The following is an 18,019-nucleotide window of genomic DNA, read 5'->3' on the forward strand; positions in this document are numbered from 1 at the left end:
TCAACGGGCCGGGACCAGGGTGTCGTCCGCGACGGGCCCGGACGCGTCGCGACCGGACCCGAGCGCGTCCATCGCAGCGGCGACGTCGCGGGCCAGCGCCTCGGCGTCGCGCTCCCCGGACGCCCAGGCCAGATACCCGTCCGGCCGCACCAGGGCCGCGGTGATCTCGCCCCACGCCGGGCGAGGCTCGGCCGGCGCGGCGGCCGGACGGAAGATCCGCACGTGGGTCCGACGTGCCGCCGTCAGTCCCCGGACGTCGAATCCGGGCACGCGGGCGAGGTCCAGCAGAACGTAGGTGCCCTGCTCGAGCAGCGAGCGGAGATCGGCGTCCGGCCCGAGTCGGAGGTTCGGCACCCGGCAGCCGGTCAGCGGGTGGGCGCCGTCGGGCGCGTCGTACCGCACGTGCAGACCGGACAGCCGCTCCGTGAGCGCCTCCTTGAGCTGGGGGCGCTCGCCGATCAGGCGGGTCATGAACGCCCGCATCTCCTGACCCTGGACCGTGAAGTCCATGAAGAGCGCGGTCTGCGCCTGGCTCTGCTCGAGGAGCTCGACGCCGACCGCGTGCCGCTCGGTGTGGTAGCTGTCGAGCAGCGCCTCCGACGCCCAGCCGTTGAACACCGCGGCGAGCTTCCAGCCGAGGTTCATGGCGTCCTGGACCCCCACGTTGAGCCCGACGCCGCCCGCCGGCATGTGCTGATGGGCGGCGTCGCCGGCCACCATGACGCGGCCCTTGCGATAGGTCCGCGCGATCCGGCTCGCGTTGCCGTAGCGCGAGAGCCAGGCGGGGCTGTGCATGCCGTAGTCGGTGCCGGCGATGCGCTGGATCCGACCGCGCAGCTCCTCGAGGGTGAACTCGCCCGGCCAGTCCGTCCGCAGGTCCTCCGGCGAGTGGACGGCGATGCGGTGCAGCCCGCCCGGGATCGCGACACACATGAAGACGCCCTCCAGCGACCACCTGCTGACGACCGGGGACTCGGGCGGCTCGGCCAGCCGCACGTCGCCCAGCGCGCCGAGCGCCGTCGCCGCCGTGCCGTCGAACGCGATGCCGGCCGCCTCGCGCACCGCGCTGCGGGTGCCGTCGCAGCCGACCAGGAAGGTCGCGTCGAGCTCGTACTCACCGTCCGGTCCGACCGCCGTCACGGTCACGCCCGTCTCCGTCTCCTCCATCGCGACGAAGCGGTGTCCTCGCCGGACGTCGGCCCCCTGAGCGATCGCCCGCTCCTGGAGCAGCTCGGTCGTCCGTGCTTGCGGGATGGTGAGCGTGAACGGGAAGTCGGTGTCGAGCGAGGTGAACTCCAGGCGCTCGTCGAGGACGGCGAAGTGCCCGCTCGGGAGCTGTCCTCCCTCGCGGAGCATGGGGTGGTGCGCCCCGCGCAACGCGAAGGTCTCGACCGTCCGCGGATGGACGGTCAGGGCTCGCGAGTGCGGCGAGATGGCGGGGGTCTCCTCGAGCACGACGGCAGGAACGCCCGCGAGGCTCAGCTCGCATGCCAGCCACATGCCGACCGGGCCGCCGCCCGCGATGACGACTCTTCGGTCCATTCGATCTCCTCATTTCGGTTGACTTGGTCATTGACCAATAGATGCCGGCGGCAGTCCACCCTCGCCCGCGCGGGTGAGGGCCGGACCGCGCCGGTGGGCGCCGCCGCCCGGCGGCGTGCTGACGGACGGACTAGTCGGACAGTCCCGACGGGTCACGCCGGAGGGCGCGGTCGGCGAAGGACCGGAACGTCGCCTCGATGATGCTGCGCTGCAGGAGGAACTCCTGCGCCTCGCGCGCCAACGCCTCCGGCGTGGCCGCGATGGCGCCGCCCGTCGCCTCGGCGCGGAGCTGGAGGTCGGCCGCGTGCTCCATCATCAAGGCGAGGACCGCGGCCTCCTCGACCGTGCGTCCGGTGACGACGAGGCCGTGGTGGGCCAACAGGACCGCCCGCTTGTCACCCAGGGCGGCCGAGATGATCTCACCCTCCTGATCGGCGACAGGGACACCCGGCCAGTCCGGGAGGAACGCGACGTCGTCGTACAGCGGCATGGTGTCCATGTGCGCGATGACGAGCGGCCGACGCAGCATGGACAGCGCGGCGATGGCGGGCGGGTGCGTGTGCACGACGCACCCGACGTCGGGCCGGGCCTCGTAGATCCAGTAGTGGAAGCGCACCGCCGGGTTCGGCTGTGCGTCGCCCTCGAGCGGGTTGAGGTCGTCGTCGATGCGGATCACGTCGCGAGTCCCGACCGCGTCGAACGCCGGCGTCCACGGGACGGTCCAGAACGTCCCGGGCTCGTCGGCGCGGGCGGTGACCTGTCCCGCGAGGGCGAAGCAGTGCCGTTCGGCGGCGAGGATCCGGCAGGTCAGGGCGATGCGCTCGCGCAGCGTCCAGGGAAGGCCGGAGAGCTCGGCATCGAGCTCGGGACGAAGGACGTCGAGCTTGGACCTCGAAGTGGCGGTCATGGCTGGCTCCTTGGGATGAGGGGAAGGGGTCACTTGTCGATGTTGAGGACCTGGACCTGGGTGTACTCCAGGAGCCCGACGTCGCCGAGCTCAGCGCCGAGCCCGGAGTGCTTCGCACCCGCCTGAGGGATGTGCGGGGCGACGTCGATGTGCTTGTTGATCCACACGGTGCCCGCTTCGAGCTGGTCCGCGACCTCGGTGGCGCGCTCGAGGTCGGAGCTCCACACGGACGCACCGAGGCCGTACGCGCTGGCGTTCGCACGGCGGATCGCCTCGTCGGTCGTCGCGTAGCGCAGGACCGGCAGGATCGGACCGAACTGCTCCTCGTCCACGAGACGACTGCCCTCGGCGATGTCGGCGACGACGGTGGGGGCGACGAAGTAGCCGGCGCGACCGGCCACCTCGCCACCGCACAGGACGCGACCGTGCTCCTCGGCATCAGCGAGGAACGCCCTGACCTTCTCGAACTGCATCCGGTTCTGCAGGGGGCCCATCTGCGCACCCTCCTCGACACCCGCACCGACCACGGTGCCCTCCGCCAACGCGACGAGCTCGCGACAGACCTCCTCGTAGATCGAGTCGTGGACGTAGAGTCGCTTGATCGCCAGGCAGACCTGTCCGCAGTTCCAGAAGGCGCCGCGGAAGATGCCGGCCGCGACCGTGCTCGGGTCGGCGTCGTCGAGGACGATGGCCGCGTCGTTGCCGCCCAGCTCCAAGGTGACCCGCTTCAGGTCGCGCGAGGCACTGGCAAGCACCTTGAGCCCGGTTGCGGTGGAGCCCGTGAAGGTCACCTTCGCGACATCGGGGTGACTGGTGAGCACACCGCCCAGGTCGTTGGCATCCGTCACGACGTTGACGACGCCGGGAGGAACCAGGCCGGCGACGAGCCTGGCGAGGAGGAGCGTGGCCAGCGGGGTCGTCGCCGCGGGCTTCACCACGACCGTGTTCCCGGTGAGCAACGCGGCGGGGACCTTGAACGCGATGACCAGCAGCGGTGCGTTCCACGGCAGGATCGCCGCCACGACCCCGAGCGGCCGGCGCCGGATCTCGACGCGACGCTCGTCGCTGTCCTCGACGACCTCCGAGGGCACCTCCAGCCCGGCGACGTGCCGGAAGAAGGCGGCCGTTCCGGCCACCTCGTGACGGGCGTCGGCGAGGGGCTTGCCCTGCTCGGCGGTCAGCACGGCGGCCAGCTCTTCGGCATGGGCGTCGATCACCTCGGCGATGCGCAGCAGTACCTGACGCCTCGCCTCCACCGGGCTGCGCGACCACGACCGGAACGCGACCTTGGCGGCGCCGACGGCCCGGTCGAACTGCCGGACCGAGCCGCGGGGGCAGTCGACGATCACCTCCTCGGTCGCCGGGTTCACGACCGGCATCGTCTCGGCACCCGCGACCAGCTCACCGTCGATCAGCAGATGCAGCGACAGGTCGATCTCGGCGAGCCGTTCCTGCTGCGGGGCGGATTCGGTTCCCGTGCTCATGCGCACTCCGTTCACTCGACGATTCGTTCTTGGTCAGTGACCAATGAGTGAGGAGTACAGCAGTCGAGGGACGCGGACGCAAGGGGTACGCCGAAGAGATCTGCCGCGGCCGAGAGCCTCAGGGCGCGCGCGTCACCGCGTCGAGGAGCGCGCCGACGCCGTGGGCGAACCGCTCGTCGAAGTCCGTCGAAGCGAAGTCCTCCACCACCGCGGCCAGCGCGGGATACGCCCCATCGGAGAGCCGGGCCGCCACCTCCTCAGGCAGCTGAGCCGGAGCCGACTGCTCCTCCTGGACCAGGCCCACGGTGAAGTACGCGAGGCCCCAGGCCGTCCACGCGGCCACCTTGGGCGTCGGCGCATCCTCGAGGAGCGCGGCGAGGAGCCGGTCGGCGAAGCGCAACGTGCTCGGCATCGACGGGAAGGTGCCCGAGAGCACCAGGGCACCGTCCCGGTGCGCCAGGAGGGTCCGGCGCAACCGCGTCATCAGTTCGAACGCGCGCTGCCGCCCGTCGCCGTCGAGCCCGTCGAGATCGACCTCGCCGAGGATCGCGTCGGCCATCAGGTCCTGCAGGTGAGCCCTGGTCTTGACGTGCCACAGGACCGTGTTCATCCGAACGCCGAGCCGATCGGCCACGGCACGGGTGGACACCCCGGCGATGCCGCGCTCGTCGAGGACCTCCAGCGCCGCCCGCAGGACGGCCTTCGGCGTCAGGTCCTTGCTGGCCCGCGACAAGGATGCTTGCTTCTTGGTCACTGACCCACTATAAAGAGCGCTCAGCTTGGTCAGTGACCAAGATCACCGCGGTGGACGGAGGCCGGGAACCGCCCTGCCCGCCACCGGCACCCAGAGGAGTGCGCATGACCGACCAGATGCCGCCCGACGGCCCCGCAAGCCCCGGGCGCGCCCGGCTGAGGACCAACGCCATCGCCTATCCCGGGCTGGTGTTCGTGGTCATCGCGATCACCGCCCCCCTCACCACGATGTCCTCGAACTACTCCCTCAGCCTGGTTCTGGGCGCCGGGCCGGGAACCTTCGGGCTGACCCTGCTGCTGACCGGCGTCCTCGCGCTGTTCGCGGCCGGCTACATCGCGATCAGCAAGCACGTCGTGAATGCCGGGTCGGGCTACGCCTTCGTCGCCTACGGCCTGGGGCGACCTGCCGGCGCGGCCACGGCGATGGCCCTGTTCATCGCCTACAACCTCGCTGCCGCGGCGATGACCGCGGGCGCCGGCTACTTCGCCGTGGTCTTCGGCCAGCAGTACCTCTCGCTGGACCTCCCCTGGTGGTGCTACGGCGGTCTCGTCCTCGCCGGTGTCGCCTGGTGCGGCTACCGGGGACTGGTCGACACCAAGCGCGTCTTCGCCGTGATCTCGTGCGTGGGCTTCACGATCCTCGTCGCCCTGTGCGTCGCCGTGGTGGTCCAACGACCGACCGCACCGACCCTCGGCCTCGGTGACGACGCGCTCTCCCCCGCGGCGATCGGCTTCACGATGGCCATGATCGCGGTGTCCTTCGCCGGCTTCGAGACCACCGCGTCCTACGGCGAGGAGACCGGCGACGGCGGCCGCAGCATCGGCCCCGCCATCTACACCGCGCTGGCCGCGCTCTGCGCGATCTACCTCTTCTCGACCTGGTCCCTCGTCGCGGCCTTCGAGGACCTCGGCGCGGCGGCCGGCGCCGACCCCGGCATGCTGGTCCCCCTCGCCGCCGACACCTACCTGGGGTCCTGGTCCGGTCCGGTGATCTCCGGCACCGCCGTGCTCAGCTTCGGCGCGGGAGCGGTCGCCTGGCACAACGCCGCCGTGCGCTACATGTTCGCGTTCGGCCGCAGCGGCCTGCTCCCCCGGGCGTTCGTCCGCACCGACGGCCGCGGCATCCCCGTCGTCGCCGTGACCGCGCAGGTCGCGCTGGTCCTCGCCGTCCTCGCACCGTTCGCGCTCGCGGGCTACGAACCGCTGACCGAGCTCTTCCCCGCGATCGCCGGGATCAACACGGTCGCCTACGTCTCCGGCCTGATCATGCTCTCCCTGAGCGTCCTGGCAGCCTCGCTGCGCGGACGCCTCGGCGACACCTCCGCGCTGGTCGGGCGCGTCGCCCCGGTCCTCGCGATCACCTGCTTCGTGGCCGTGCTGTGGTTCGTCCTCACCAACTACGGCCTCATCGTCGGCAGCGAGGCGTCGGTGGTCCGGTTCGCGCCGGCCGTGCTCGTCGTGGGCGCCGTCGTCGCGGCCGCGCTGGAGCGACGCCAGGCCGCGCTCGGTCGAGCCCCGGCGTCGCTGTCGGTGTCCGTGGATCCGGCACCGTCCTCGTGACGACGCGGCCGACGGTCGCGGTCGTCGGGATGGGAGCCGTGGGCACGGCGATCGCGGCCCATCTCGCGCTCGCCGGCCACCCCCTGCTCGCCTGTCAGCGCACCCGATCAGGGTCCGGGACCGTCAGTGTGGTCACCGCGACCGGCGAGCGGTCGGCGACCTGCACCTGGGTCCGCCGACCCGCCGAGAGCGACGACCGCCCCGCGGCCGTCGTCGTCGCGACCAAGGCGCAGGACACGCCGGGCGTACGGTCCTGGCTGAGCGCCTGGTGTGACGCGACGACCCCGGTGCTGCTGGCCCAGAACGGCATCGACCATGCCGAGCGCGCGGCGGGCCTCGCCGGGCGGGTCGTGCCGACGCTCGTCTACCTCAATGTCGACCATCTCGGCCCGGGCCGAGCCTTCGTGCGCCGTACCGGCCGCGACCTGGTCGTCCCGGACGACGACGGCGGCCGGCGGGTCCAGGCGCTCCTCGCCGCCAGCGAGCTGACCGTCGAGTGCACGCCCGACTTCGTGACCGAGGCATGGTCGAAGCTGCTGACCAATGTCACCGTGAACCCGGTGACCGCCCTCACCGGTCGCCGCTGCGAGGTGCTTCGCGACGAACGGGTCGCGGCCCTGGTCCGTGACCTGCTCACCGAGACCGCACAGGTCGGCCGCGCCGCCGGCGCCCGTCTCGGACCGGACATCGTCGCGCGCGTCGCCGACTGGGTGCACGCGCTGCCGCCGGATGCGGCGACGTCGATGCTGCAGGACCGCGAACGCGGCCGGCCGCTGGAATGGGAGGGGCTGACCGGAGCCGTCGTCCGGGCCGCTGATCGGCACGGCGTCGAGGCACCGCTCAACCGCGCCCTGCTGGCACTCCTCGCGAACTGCGGCCCGTGACCGCACGGCCCGAACGCGCCGGACCCCGCCTCCTGCAGGAGACGGGGTCCGGTCGAGCGGTGATCAGAGGTTGATCATGTGGCCGGCGATCCCGTGGATCGCCTCCTTCACGGCCTCGGACAGCGTGGGGTGGGCGAACACGTTGCGGCCCACCTCGTCGGCGGTGAGGTCCCACTTCTGCGCCAGGGTCAGCGCGGGGAGCAGCTCGGTGACGTCGGGGCCGATCATGTGGGCGCCGAGGATCTCGTTGTACTCCGCGTCGGCCACGATCTTGACGAAGCCGACCGCCTCGCCCAGGCCCATCGCCTTGCCGTTGGCGGTGAAGGGGAACGAGGCCGTCTTGACGTCGTAGCCCTTCTCCTTGGCCTGCGCCTCGCTGTAGCCGAACGAGCCGATCTGCGGCTGGCAGTACGTCGCGCGCGGGATGAAGTCGTACTCGACCGGCATGGTCTCGGCGCCGGCGAGGGTCTCGGCGGCGACGATGCCCATCGCCTCCGCGACGTGGGCCAGCATCATCTTCCCGGTGACGTCGCCGATGGCGTAGACGCCCTCGACGTTGGTGCGGCAGTACTCGTCGACCTGGATCGCCCCGCGGTCGGTGAGCGCGACGCCCGCGGCCTCGAGGCCGTAGCCCTCGACGCGGGGGGCGAACCCGAAGGCCGCGAGGAACTTGTCGGCCTCGAGCACCTGCTCGTCGCCGCCCGCGGCCGGCGCGACCCGGACCTTCACGCCGGAGCCGGTGTCCTCGACGCCCTTGACGGCGGTCGAGGTCAGCACCTTCACGCCGAGCTTCTTGTAGTGCTTGGCGAGCTCCTTGGAGACGTCCGCGTCCTCGGTCGGGACCATCCGGTCGAGGAACTCGACGATGGTGACGTCGACGCCGAAGTTCTTCATCACGTAGGCGAACTCGACGCCGATGGCACCGGAGCCGCCGATGATGATCGAGGACGGCAGGTTCTCGTCGAGGATCTGCTCCTCGTAGGACACGATGTTCTTGCCGTTGACCTCGACGCCCGGGACGGTGCGCACGGTCGCGCCGGTGGCGAGGATCAGGCTGTCGCACGTGTAGTCGGCCGTGGAGCCGTCGTTGAGCGCGACGGAGACGGACTTCGGGCCGGTCAGGGTGCCCCAGCCGTCGATCTCGGTGATCTTGTTCTTCTTCATCAGGAAGTGGACGCCCTTGACGATGCCGGCGCTCACCTGGCGGGAGCGCGCGTGCGTCGGGCCGAAGGCCATCGTGGCGTCGCCCTCGATGCCGAACTTGGTCTTCTCGTGGGTCAGCGTGTGGGCGAGCTCGGCGTTCTTGAGCAGCGCCTTGGACGGGATGCAGCCGACGTTGAGACAGACGCCGCCCCAGTACTTCTTCTCGATCACGGCAACGGACTTGCCGAGCTGGGCGGCGCGGATCGCGGCGACGTACCCACCGGGGCCGGCACCGAGGACGAGGACATCGAAGTGGGTCACGGTGCCAGCGTAGTAGGGGCGCTCGCGGGGCCGACAGCACGCTCGCCCCCGGGCGCGACTACTCGCGGGTACGTCGCCGGGGGCGCCCTCCGGGGCCGGCCGGAGGTGGCGTCCACGCGGACCGATCGCGCCGAAACCCTTCCCCTGACCGTGTGACGTGTGCAACACTCCCGTCCGACCGAGCGATCGCTCGGTCGGACGATCTGGGCCGCGGCCCGGAAGGAGGGACGCACGTGAGCGTGGACACCCACTCGTCGCCGGACGAGGTGAAGGCGGCCTTCGCGGCCTGGCTCGCCGACTTCGCGGACGCACTGGCGACGGCGGACACCGCCGCGACCACGAAGCTGCTGGACGGAGGCTGCTGGTGGCGCGACCTCCTCGCGCTCAGCTGGGACCTGGGGACCTACCACGGCACCGATCGCATCGCCGGGCTCCTCGACGAGCACCTGCGCCGGGCGCAGGTCTCCGACGTCCGGATCGTCACCGAGTTCGGTCCGCGCTTCGTCGCGGAGGAGGGCGGCAGCGGCACGATCGAGGGCTTCTTCACCTTCGAGACGCCCGGCGCCTGGTGCCGCGGCGTGGCCCGCATCCGGCAGGGCGACGACGGGTGGCGCGCCTGGACCGTCATGACCGGCGTCGAGGACCTCAAGGGCCACGAGCGGGCCCTCGGGAGCCGGCGGCCCACCGGCCCGCGGCACGAGGCCGGCGCGACGACGCAGCGCAACTGGAAGGACAAGCGCGAGGACGCGCGGGCCTACGCCGACCGTGAGCCGGAGGTCGTCATCCTCGGTGCCGGCCAGGGCGGCCTCGCCCTCGCGGCCAACCTGCGCCTGATGGGCGTCGACGCGCTCATCCTCGAGAAGAGCGAGCGGGTCGGCGACGGCTGGCGCCGGCGGTACCACTCCCTGGTCCTGCACGACCCGGTCTGGGCCGACCACCTCCCCTACCTGCCGTTCCCGCGCTCGTGGCCGATCTACTCCCCCAAGGACAAGATCGCCGACTGGTTCGAGTTCTACGCCGAGGCCATGGAGCTCAACGTCTGGTGCGCGGCGGAGATGACCGACGCCGCGTACGACGAGCAGGCCGGCGCGTGGACCCTGGCGGTCACGACCCCGGAGGGCGAGCGGACGCTCCGCCCGCGCCACGTCGTCCTCGCCACCGGAGCGGCCGGCGAGCCCCACGTCCCCGACTTCCCCGGCCGCGACGAGTTCACCGGCACGGTCTACCACTCCAGCAAGCACGGCGCCGGCGGCAGCTGGGCCGGCAAGAAGGCCGTCGTCGTGGGCGCCTGCAACAGCGGGCACGACATCGCCCAGGACCTGTACGAGGCGGGCGCCGACGTCACCTTGGTGCAGCGCTCCTCGACCCACATCATCAGCCAGGAGCACGGCATCCCGGCGATCTTCGGCGCCAACTTCACCGAGTCCGGGCCGCCGACGGAGTACGCCGACCTCCTGGCGAGCGCCTATCCGTGGCCCCTGGTGCTCGAGGACGCCAAGGAGGGGGTCAAGCGCACCGCCGAGAAGGACGCCGAGCTGCTGGCCTCGCTGGAGGCGGTGGGCTTCCGGCTCAACGACGGCCCCGACGGCACCGGGCTGATGGGCTTCGCCCTCGCCAAGGGCGGCGGCTACTACATCGACGTCGGCGCGTCCGGCCTGATCGCCGAGGGTCGGATCGGTCTGGCCCAGGGCTCGGGCCTCGCCGCGTTCACCCCGACGGGCATCCGGCTCGAGGACGGTCGTGAGCTCGACGCGGACCTCGTGGTGCTCGCCACCGGCTACTCGAACATGCGCGAGACCGCGCGCCGCCTCTTCGGCGACGCCGTGGCCGAGCGGCTCCCCCTGGTCCTGGGCATCGGTGAGGACGGCGAGATCGGCGGGCTGTACCGCCGTACCGGTCAGCCGGGCTTCTGGTTCATGGGCGGTCCCCTGGCGTGGGTGCGGGTGTACTCCAAGCACCTCGCCCTCCAGATCACCGCCGACCTGCACGACGTGCGCTCCTGACCACTGCGGTCCGGCGCATCCCATGAGTCGACTCGGGGGCTCTGGGCGACAGCGACATCCCTGCCACCCGGCCGGGTGCGTCCCCTCGAAGGAGAAAATGATGCAAGGCAGTAGAAAGGCCCGGGCCAAGGTCGGCCTCGTCGCGATCGTGGCCGGGCTCAGCCTGGTGACGGCGGCCTGCGGCGGCGACGACGGCGGCGCTTCCGGGGACGGCTCGTCCTCGGGCAAGAAGCTCGTCTACTTCATGGCGCCCAACACCACCCCGACCCGCTACATCCAGCAGGACGGCCCGGACTTCGAGAAGGCCATGAAGGCGCTCGACCCGGACGTCGAGGTGAAGTTCGTCAACGGCGGCGGCGACTCCGCCACCCAGCTGTCGCAGGCGAACTCGGCGATCTCGGCCGGGGCCAAGGCCCTCGTCGTGGTGGCCGCCGACCCCAACACGAGCGCCGGCCTGCTCCAGGCGGCCGCCGCCGCGAAGGTCCCCGTGATCGGCTACGAGAACCCGCCGCTCAACGGGCCGATGTACGCCCAGGTGATCTTCGACCCCTACAAGGTCGGCGTCCAGCAGGCCGAGTACTTCAAGAGCCGGGTCGAGGGCGGCGCCTTCGGCGACGGCCCGGTCGACCTGGCCCGCCAGTACGGCAACAAGGGCGACGTCTACACGACCGAGATGCTCCGGGGCCAGGACGAGATCCTCCAGCCGCTCATCGACGACGGCACCCTGAACGTCGTCTGCGAGGACTACATCAAGGACTGGGCGCCCGACAACGCCCAGAAGGCCGCCGAGCAGTGCCTGACCAAGACGCAGAGCGACCTCGACGCGTTCCTCGGCTTCTACGACGGCAACGCCTCGGGGATCATCGCCGCGCTCAAGGGCCAGAAAGTCGACATCCCCGTCTACGGAGGCCAGAACCCCGAGCTGACCGGCCTGCAGTACATGCTGACCGGCGACCAGGAGGACACCGTCCTCAAGGCCTTCTCCGTGGAGGCCGAGGCGGCCGCCAAGATCGCGCTGGCGGCGATCAACGGGGAGGAGCCGCCGTCCGACCTCGTCCAGGACGAGGTCAACAACGGCACCGACGACATCCCGACGGCCAAGCTCGACACCACGCTGATCCACCTCGAGGACGGCAAGGACCCGGGCGAGGTCGTGCAGCAGGCGGTCGACCTCGGCATCTTCACCTGGGAGCAGATCTGCGACGGCGGTCCCGCCGAGAGCACGCCGACCTGCCAGGCGAAGGCCGGCTGACCGATCACGACCGGGGTGTGGCCGCCCCCTCCGGCGGCCACACCCCGCCCAGCCCCATCCAAGAAGGGAATCCCATGCCCGACGTTGGTGAGCTGCTGCTGCAGCTGAGCCAGGTCTCCAAGTACTTCGGCGGCGTCCGTGCGCTCCACGAGGTCGACCTCGAGCTCCACCGCGGGGAGGTCGTCGCCCTGGTGGGCGACAACGGAGCCGGCAAGTCCACCCTCATCAAGGTCATCTCCGGAGTCGAGCACCCCGACTCGGGCGCGATCCGCGTGCGCGGAGAGGCGGTCCGCCTCGAGACGCCGCGGGCGGCGCAGAGCGCGGGGATCCACACGGTCCACCAGGACCTGTCGCTGTGCGACAACCTCGACGCGGTCCGCAACCTCTTCCTCGGCCAGGAGATCACCGGCGGTCTCCTGCGCGGCCGCCCCCTGAGCCGGCACCGCATGGAGGTGGAGGCCAGGAAGGTCCTCGACAGCCTGGCCGTGAAGCTCCGCTCGCTGACCACGCCGGTGGGCGGGCTGTCGGGCGGGCAGCGCCAGGGCATCGCCATCTGCCGGGCGCTCATCTCGGACCCGAGCCTGGTCCTGCTGGACGAGCCCACCGCCGCCCTCGGCGTCACGCAGCGGGCCGAGGTGCTCGACCTCATCCTGCGGCTGAAGTCGCAGAACCGCGGCGTGCTGGTGATCTCGCACGACCTCAAGGACGTCCAGGAGGTGGCCGACCGCGTCGTGGTCATGCGGCTGGGCTGCAAGGTCGCCGAGTTCGAGCGCGGCGACTACACGTCCGGCGACCTGGTCGCCGCCATCACCGGAGCCCACGAGGCTCCGCTCACCGTCGAGGGCATCCGATGAGCACGCAGCAGGTCCGGACCGTCCCGCCGAGCGCCCCGAGCGAGCCCGGCACCCCTCTGCTCTCGCGGGTCGTCGAGGGCCTCGGCGGCCAGTACCGCAGCATCCCGGTGCTGCTGGTCCTCGGGCTGATCTGGCTGTACTTCTACTCCCAGAACTCCGCCTTCCTCACCTCCGGGAACATCACCACCCTGACGCTGCAGATCGTGACCACCGCGATCCTCGCGCTGGGCGTCGTCTTCGTGCTGCTGGTCGGAGAGATCGACCTGTCCTCCGCGCTGCTCTCGGGGGTCTGCGCCACCGTCACGGCCCAGCTCGCGATCAAGAGCGAGTGGCCGTTGTGGCTGGCCGTCCTGGGAGGCATCGCCGTCGGCGTCGCCTTCGTCCTGGCCGAGGTGCTCGCGGTCATCTTCGGGGTGCCGTCGCTGATCGTCACTCTCGGCGGCATGGTCATCCTGCAGGGCCTCCTCCTCGTGGTGCTGCCGCCGGAGTTCGCGATCAACGTCGCCGGCACCGACTACGCCAAGATCTCGTCGACCTACCTCCCCGCCGGCTGGAGTCTCGCCCTCGGCGCGGCGGGCTGGCTGATCTTCTGCGCGACCCGCTATCGCGGCCACCGCGAGCGCGGCGCCGACGCCCCGTCGTCCACGCGGTCGTCGATGCTGACGACCGTCGGCGTGCCCGCCGTCGTCAGCGGCGTGGTCATCTTCGGCTCGGTCGCCATCCTCAGCGAGGGACCGGGGCTCCCGCTGCCGGTGCTGATCCTGGTCGGGATGCTGCTGATCGCGGCCTACTTCACCGGACGGACCCGCTACGGGGCGCACCTGTACGCCGTCGGCGGCAACCGCGAGGCCGCACAGCGGGCGGGCATCCCCGTCTCCCGGATGGTGATCTACTCCTTCCTCGTGCTCGGCGTCTGCGCGGCGGTGGCCGGCATGGTCGAGGCCTCGCGACTGCTGGCCGTCTCCAACTCGTCGGGCGGCGGTCCGCTCATGCTCAACGCGATCGCCGCCGCGGTCGTGGGCGGCGTGAGCCTCTTCGGCGGCCGGGGAACCGTGTGGGCGGCGCTGCTGGGCGCCCTCGTCATCGGCTCGATCAACAACGGTGTCCAGCTCCTGGGCATGTCCACCGAAGTGCAGAGCTTCGCGACCGGCGGGGTCCTTATCCTTGCTGTTGCGATCGACGTCGTGATCACCCGCGGGTCACTGCTGCCGAACCGCCGATGACCAGCGCACGTGCAGATGTGGCAATGGAGAGGGGATGCGCAACCGTGACTGTCGAGGCGGCCTGGCTGCCCACAGACGCCCAGATCGACAGCTCGCGGGTGGTCGACTTCGCTCGCTGGCTCGGCACGGAGGGCATCGTCGACCTGGCCGACCCGCGTGACTTCCGCGAGCTGCAGGCCTGGTCGGCGGAGCACCCCGCGCCCTTCTGGGAGGCGGTCGCCCGCTACTTCGGGGTCGACTTCGCCACCGAGGCCACGGAGGTGCTCTCGTCCACCGAGATGCCGGGGGCCCGCTGGTTCCACGGCGCCACGCTGAACTTCGCGCGGGAGATGCTCAAGCACGGGGCGGCCGAGCGGGAGGCCGTCATCCTGGTCCGCGACGACGGCCATCGTGAGTCGATCACCTTCGGCCAGCTCCGCGATCAGGTCGCCGCGGTCGCCGGGGCGCTCGCGGACCGCGGGGTCGGGCAGGGCGACCGGGTCGTGGCCTACCTGCCCAACTGCATCGAGGGCGTCGTGGCCTTCCTCGCCTCCGCGACGCTGGGCGCGGTCTGGTCGCAGACCGGGATGGACTACGCGCCGACGGCCGCGATGGACCGCCTCGGCCAGCTGGACCCGACGGTGTTCATCGCCGGCACCGGCTACCTCTTCAAGGGCGAGCAGCAGGACCGCCGCGAGGCCGTGGCGGAGCTGCGGGTGCTGCTGCCCGTCGACGCCCTCGTCGTCTCGGTCGAGACCGGCGGTGTCCGGCGCGACGACAGTACGCCGTGCGACGTCGCCTGGGAGCAGCTCCAGCGGTTCAGCAAGCCGATCACGGCCCCGGTCGACGTGCCGTTCGACCACCCGCTGTGGGTCCTGTTCACCTCCGGCACCACCGGGCGGCCCAAGGGCATCGTGCACGGGCACGGCGGCGCGCTCCTCGAGCAGCTGGTCTCCCCCGGCTTCCACATGGGCGTCGACGAGGCCGACGTCTTCTTCTGGTTCACCACGCCCAACTGGATGATGTGGAACGCCCAGATCTGCGGCCTTCTCCACGGCGCGACGATCGTGCTGTTCGACGGCAGCCCGACCCACCCCGACACCGGCCTGATGTGGCGCCTCGTGCAGGATCTCGGCGTCACCGTGTTCGGCACCAGCCCGGGCTACCTCCAGGCCTGTGCCCGCGAGGGGATCGAGCCCGGCCGTGACCTGGACCTGTCGGGCCTCGAGCTGATCGGCGTCACCGGGTCGGTCCTGCCGGCCAGCAGCAACCAGTGGGTGCGCGACCACGTGCGGGCCGACCTCCAGGTCGGCTCGATGAGCGGCGGCACCGACATCGTCGGCATCTTCGTCGCCAGCGCCCCGAACCTTCCGGTCTACGACGGGGAGATCAGCGGCACCGCGCTCGGCGTCGCCCTCGAGGTGTGGGACGAACGGGGCAACCGGCTGCCCGCGGGCGAGACCGGCGAGATGGTCATCACCCAGCCCATGCCGTCGATGCCGATCGCCTTCTGGGACGACCCCGAGGGCGAGCGGTACCGCGACGCGTACTTCGACGTCTTCCCCGGGGTGTGGCGGCACGGCGACTCGATCACGATCACCGACCGCGGCACGATCATGATCCACGGCCGCACCGACTCCACGCTCAACCGCAACGGCGTGCGCCTGGGCAGTGCCGAGATCTACGAGGCGCTGGAGTCGCTGCCCGAGGTGCTCGACAGCCTCGTCGTCGGCGTCGAGCTCGCGGAGGGCGGGTACTGGATGCCGCTCTTCGTGGTGACCGAGGGGGGCCGGGACGACGCCGCGCTGCGCACGCGCATCGTGGAGACGATCGCGGGCCGGACCTCGCGGCGGCACGTCCCCGACGAGATCATCGTCGCCCCCGCGCTGCCCCGCACCCGCACCGGCAAGCGGCTGGAGGTGCCGGTCAAGCGCATGCTCCAGGGCACGTCGCCGCGGCGGGTCACGAGCACGGGGGCCGTCGACGACGTCGATGCCCTCCAGTGGCTCATCGACTTCGCCCGCAAGCGCAACGGCGACTCCGCCGCCGCGACGGTGCTGCCGACCGACACCTACGAGGACTGGCGGATCTACCACGAGCAGGACCTGCCCCGGGTCCTCGCCGCGGCGCTCGACGTGTTCGCCGAGAAGGGCTACCACGGCACGACGACCCGCCAGCTCGCCGACCGCTCGGGCCTGTCGGTGCCGGGCATCTACCACCACTACAAGTCGAAGCAGGACATCCTGTTCGACCTGATGATGGTCATCGTCGACGAGCTGGTCGAGCGCAGCCGCTTCGCGGTGGCGCAGGCCGACGACGACCCGCGCGCGCAGTTCGACGCCCTGGTCTCGAGCATGCTCCTGTTCCACGTCTACCGCCGCAAGGGCGCGATCGTGTCGACCAGCGAGCTGCGCAGCCTCGAGTCCGGCAACCGGCGCAAGTACCTCGACCGCCGCGACGAGCTGCAGGCGCTGCTCGACCAGATCATCGAGCGCGGCGTCGGGGCCGGTGTCTTCCACACCCCCTATCCGGGCGACGCCGGACGCGCCATCGCGTCGATGTGCGCCGGGGTGGCGACGTGGTACCGCCCCGACGCGCCGCTGAGCTTCGACCCGCTGCTCGACCGCTACCTCTCGATCGCCGAGGCGATCGTCGGGCTCCGCTGAGTCCGCGCTCCCCCATCCCCCCATCCCGCTCCGACACCCGCAGGAGGAACGACCATGGGTCGTGTCGCTGAGAAGATCGCGCTCATCACGGGCGCGGGTCGCGGCCAGGGCCGCGCCCACGCCGTCCGGCTGGCCGAGGAGGGCGCGTCGATCATCGCCTTCGACATCTGCGCTCCGGTCGCCTCGGTGAGCTACCCCATGGCGACGCCGGACGACCTCGAGGAGACCTGTGCCCTGGTGCGAGCCGCGGGCGGTCGGGCCCACGCGGCCCAGGTCGACGTCCGCGACTTCGACCGGCTCGCCCGGGAGCTGGCGGCCGGCATCGACGCGCTGGGCGGGCTCGACGTCGTCGTGGCCAACGCCGGCATCGCGAGCTACGCGCCCGGACACGAGATCTCCGAGGCCGCCTGGCAGGAGATGATCGACATCAACCTCACCGGCACGTGGCACACCGTCAAGGCAGCGGTGCCCCACCTCGTCGCCGGCGGCCGGGGTGGCTCGATCGTGCTGACCAGCTCCGCGGCCGGCCTCCAGGGCACGCCGAACCTCGCCCACTACGTCGCGGCGAAGCACGGCGTGACGGGTCTGATGCGGACCTTCGCGAACGAGCTCGCGCCGCACTGGATCCGCGTCAACAGCGTGCACCCGACCCAGGTCGACACGCCGATGATCATGAACGACGAGATCTTCCGGATGTTCCGGCCCGACCTGGAGGCACCGGGGCGCGACGACATCGTCGAGGTGTCCGCCGCGACCAACGCGCTGCCTGTCCCCTGGGTGGAGTCGAGGGACGTCGCCAACGCGGTCCTCTTCCTCGCCTCCGACGAGGCGCGCTACATCACCGGGGTGGCGCTGCCGGTCGACGCGGGGATCCTCGCGAAGGTCTAGCGCCGGGGCCGACACCACGCGGCAGCGACGACTCCGCTCGGCGCCACGCACTAGCCTGAGCCCCGTGACGTCGTACGCCGCCTACGGCACCAACCTCGACCCCCGGCGGATGGGCGCGCGCTGTCCGCACTCACCGCTGCAGACCACCGGGTGGCTGACCGGCTGGCGGCTGACGTTCGGCGGTGAGGAGCACGGCTGGGACGGCGCGCTCGCGACCATCGCGCCGGACCCGATGAGTGCGGTGTTCGTCGCGGTCTACGACGTGAGCCCGCAGGACGAGCCGAACCTCGACCAGTGGGAGTCGGCCGACTCCGGCCTGTACCGCCGCACCAAGGTGCGGATCTCCACGATGGCCGGCGAGATCGTCGCCTGGACCTACGTGCTCGACGCGTACGAGGGCGGACTCCCCTCGGCGTCGTACCTCGGCGTGCTGGCCGACGCCGCCGAGGCCGCGGACGCGCCGGCGGACTACGTCACCGGGCTGCGCAACCGCGCGTGCCGCTCGACGGGGCTCTGAGCCGCGCGGGCGCGACCCGGCGAGACGGGGAGGCGTGACCCCG

14 protein-coding genes are annotated in these 18,019 nt (G+C 71.5%); 9 read left to right on the forward strand and 5 right to left on the reverse strand.

Going from position 1 to position 18,019, the window contains the following annotated elements; genetic code table 11:
- From ACPZVR_RS10380 to ACPZVR_RS10395, 4 genes are all read right to left on the reverse strand, one after another.
- A complete protein-coding gene (locus ACPZVR_RS10380) occupies nucleotides 1–1,542 on the reverse strand; it encodes an FAD-dependent monooxygenase (protein ID WP_436699500.1) in 1,542 nt (513 codons plus the stop codon).
- A 130-nt stretch (nucleotides 1,543–1,672) separates the two neighbouring features.
- Nucleotides 1,673–2,449 carry an aldolase gene (locus tag ACPZVR_RS10385; protein WP_436699501.1) on the reverse strand — a complete coding sequence of 259 codons (777 nt, stop codon included), beginning with the start codon at nucleotides 2,447–2,449 and terminating at the stop codon, nucleotides 1,673–1,675.
- Nucleotides 2,450–2,478: 29 nt separating this feature from the next.
- On the reverse strand, nucleotides 2,479–3,933 hold the full coding sequence (locus ACPZVR_RS10390; protein ID WP_436699502.1) for an aldehyde dehydrogenase family protein: 1,455 nt from the start codon (nucleotides 3,931–3,933) through the stop codon (nucleotides 2,479–2,481).
- Between the two features lie 118 nt (nucleotides 3,934–4,051).
- Complete coding sequence (locus ACPZVR_RS10395; protein WP_436699503.1) at nucleotides 4,052–4,687, reverse strand: TetR/AcrR family transcriptional regulator C-terminal domain-containing protein; 636 nt, start codon at nucleotides 4,685–4,687, stop codon at nucleotides 4,052–4,054.
- Nucleotides 4,688–4,791: 104 nt separating this feature from the next.
- Between ACPZVR_RS10395 and ACPZVR_RS10400 the strand changes: the two genes are divergently transcribed.
- Complete coding sequence (locus ACPZVR_RS10400) at nucleotides 4,792–6,246, forward strand: APC family permease (protein ID WP_436699504.1); 1,455 nt, start codon at nucleotides 4,792–4,794, stop codon at nucleotides 6,244–6,246.
- Nucleotides 6,243–7,130, forward strand: a complete 888-nt coding sequence (locus ACPZVR_RS10405; protein WP_436699505.1) for a 2-dehydropantoate 2-reductase — start codon at nucleotides 6,243–6,245, stop codon at nucleotides 7,128–7,130. The genes ACPZVR_RS10400 and ACPZVR_RS10405 overlap by 4 nt, the downstream gene beginning before the upstream one ends.
- Before the next feature lie 63 nt (nucleotides 7,131–7,193).
- Here ACPZVR_RS10405 and lpdA read toward each other — a convergent pair whose 3' ends face one another.
- Nucleotides 7,194–8,594 carry a dihydrolipoyl dehydrogenase gene (gene lpdA / locus ACPZVR_RS10410; RefSeq protein ID WP_436699506.1) on the reverse strand — a complete coding sequence of 467 codons (1,401 nt, stop codon included), beginning with the start codon at nucleotides 8,592–8,594 and terminating at the stop codon, nucleotides 7,194–7,196.
- A 233-nt stretch (nucleotides 8,595–8,827) separates the two neighbouring features.
- Here lpdA and ACPZVR_RS10415 point away from each other — a divergent pair, with 233 nt between their 5' ends.
- The 7 genes from ACPZVR_RS10415 to ACPZVR_RS10445 all read left to right on the forward strand — a co-directional run bounded on the left by ACPZVR_RS10415 (nucleotide 8,828) and on the right by ACPZVR_RS10445 (nucleotide 17,976).
- On the forward strand, nucleotides 8,828–10,597 hold the full coding sequence (locus ACPZVR_RS10415; protein ID WP_436699507.1) for a flavin-containing monooxygenase: 1,770 nt from the start codon (nucleotides 8,828–8,830) through the stop codon (nucleotides 10,595–10,597).
- A gap of 100 nt (nucleotides 10,598–10,697) precedes the next feature.
- Nucleotides 10,698–11,849 (forward strand): substrate-binding domain-containing protein, encoded by a 1,152-nt coding sequence (locus ACPZVR_RS10420; protein WP_436699508.1) that lies wholly within the window; start codon nucleotides 10,698–10,700, stop codon nucleotides 11,847–11,849.
- Between the two features lie 74 nt (nucleotides 11,850–11,923).
- The gene (locus ACPZVR_RS10425) at nucleotides 11,924–12,703 is read left to right on the forward strand and encodes an ATP-binding cassette domain-containing protein (protein WP_436699509.1); all 780 of its coding nucleotides are present in this window, start codon (nucleotides 11,924–11,926) and stop codon (nucleotides 12,701–12,703) included.
- Nucleotides 12,700–13,926: a sugar ABC transporter permease gene (locus ACPZVR_RS10430; RefSeq protein WP_436699510.1), complete on the forward strand. Its 1,227-nt coding sequence runs from the start codon at nucleotides 12,700–12,702 to the stop codon at nucleotides 13,924–13,926. The genes ACPZVR_RS10425 and ACPZVR_RS10430 overlap by 4 nt, the downstream gene beginning before the upstream one ends.
- A 44-nt stretch (nucleotides 13,927–13,970) precedes the next feature.
- Nucleotides 13,971–16,571, forward strand: a complete 2,601-nt coding sequence (locus ACPZVR_RS10435) for an acetoacetate--CoA ligase (RefSeq protein WP_436699511.1) — start codon at nucleotides 13,971–13,973, stop codon at nucleotides 16,569–16,571.
- Nucleotides 16,572–16,625: 54 nt separating this feature from the next.
- Nucleotides 16,626–17,459: a mycofactocin-coupled SDR family oxidoreductase gene (locus ACPZVR_RS10440; RefSeq protein ID WP_436699512.1), complete on the forward strand. Its 834-nt coding sequence runs from the start codon at nucleotides 16,626–16,628 to the stop codon at nucleotides 17,457–17,459.
- A gap of 64 nt (nucleotides 17,460–17,523) precedes the next feature.
- The gene (locus ACPZVR_RS10445) at nucleotides 17,524–17,976 is read left to right on the forward strand and encodes a gamma-glutamylcyclotransferase family protein (RefSeq protein WP_436699513.1); all 453 of its coding nucleotides are present in this window, start codon (nucleotides 17,524–17,526) and stop codon (nucleotides 17,974–17,976) included.
- The last annotated feature ends 43 nt before the right edge of the window (nucleotides 17,977–18,019 follow it).

The sequence above is a fragment of the Nocardioides segetis genome (assembly GCF_051390595.1).
Taxonomy (GTDB): Bacteria; Actinomycetota; Actinomycetes; order Propionibacteriales; family Nocardioidaceae; genus Nocardioides.

What these genes read in the sequence shown, in the direction of transcription:
- ACPZVR_RS10385 (WP_436699501.1), bottom strand. Translation starts at nt 2,449, where the DNA reads ATGACCGCCACTTCGAGGTCCAAGCTCGACGTCCTTCGTCCCGAGCTC.
- ACPZVR_RS10380 (WP_436699500.1), bottom strand. Translation starts at nt 1,542, where the DNA reads ATGGACCGAAGAGTCGTCATCGCGGGCGGCGGCCCGGTCGGCATGTGG.
- ACPZVR_RS10440 (WP_436699512.1), top strand. Translation starts at nt 16,626, where the DNA reads ATGGGTCGTGTCGCTGAGAAGATCGCGCTCATCACGGGCGCGGGTCGC.
- ACPZVR_RS10425 (WP_436699509.1), top strand. Translation starts at nt 11,924, where the DNA reads ATGCCCGACGTTGGTGAGCTGCTGCTGCAGCTGAGCCAGGTCTCCAAG.
- ACPZVR_RS10430 (WP_436699510.1), top strand. Translation starts at nt 12,700, where the DNA reads ATGAGCACGCAGCAGGTCCGGACCGTCCCGCCGAGCGCCCCGAGCGAG.
- ACPZVR_RS10390 (WP_436699502.1), bottom strand. Translation starts at nt 3,933, where the DNA reads ATGAGCACGGGAACCGAATCCGCCCCGCAGCAGGAACGGCTCGCCGAG.
- ACPZVR_RS10400 (WP_436699504.1), top strand. Translation starts at nt 4,792, where the DNA reads ATGACCGACCAGATGCCGCCCGACGGCCCCGCAAGCCCCGGGCGCGCC.
- ACPZVR_RS10420 (WP_436699508.1), top strand. Translation starts at nt 10,698, where the DNA reads ATGCAAGGCAGTAGAAAGGCCCGGGCCAAGGTCGGCCTCGTCGCGATC.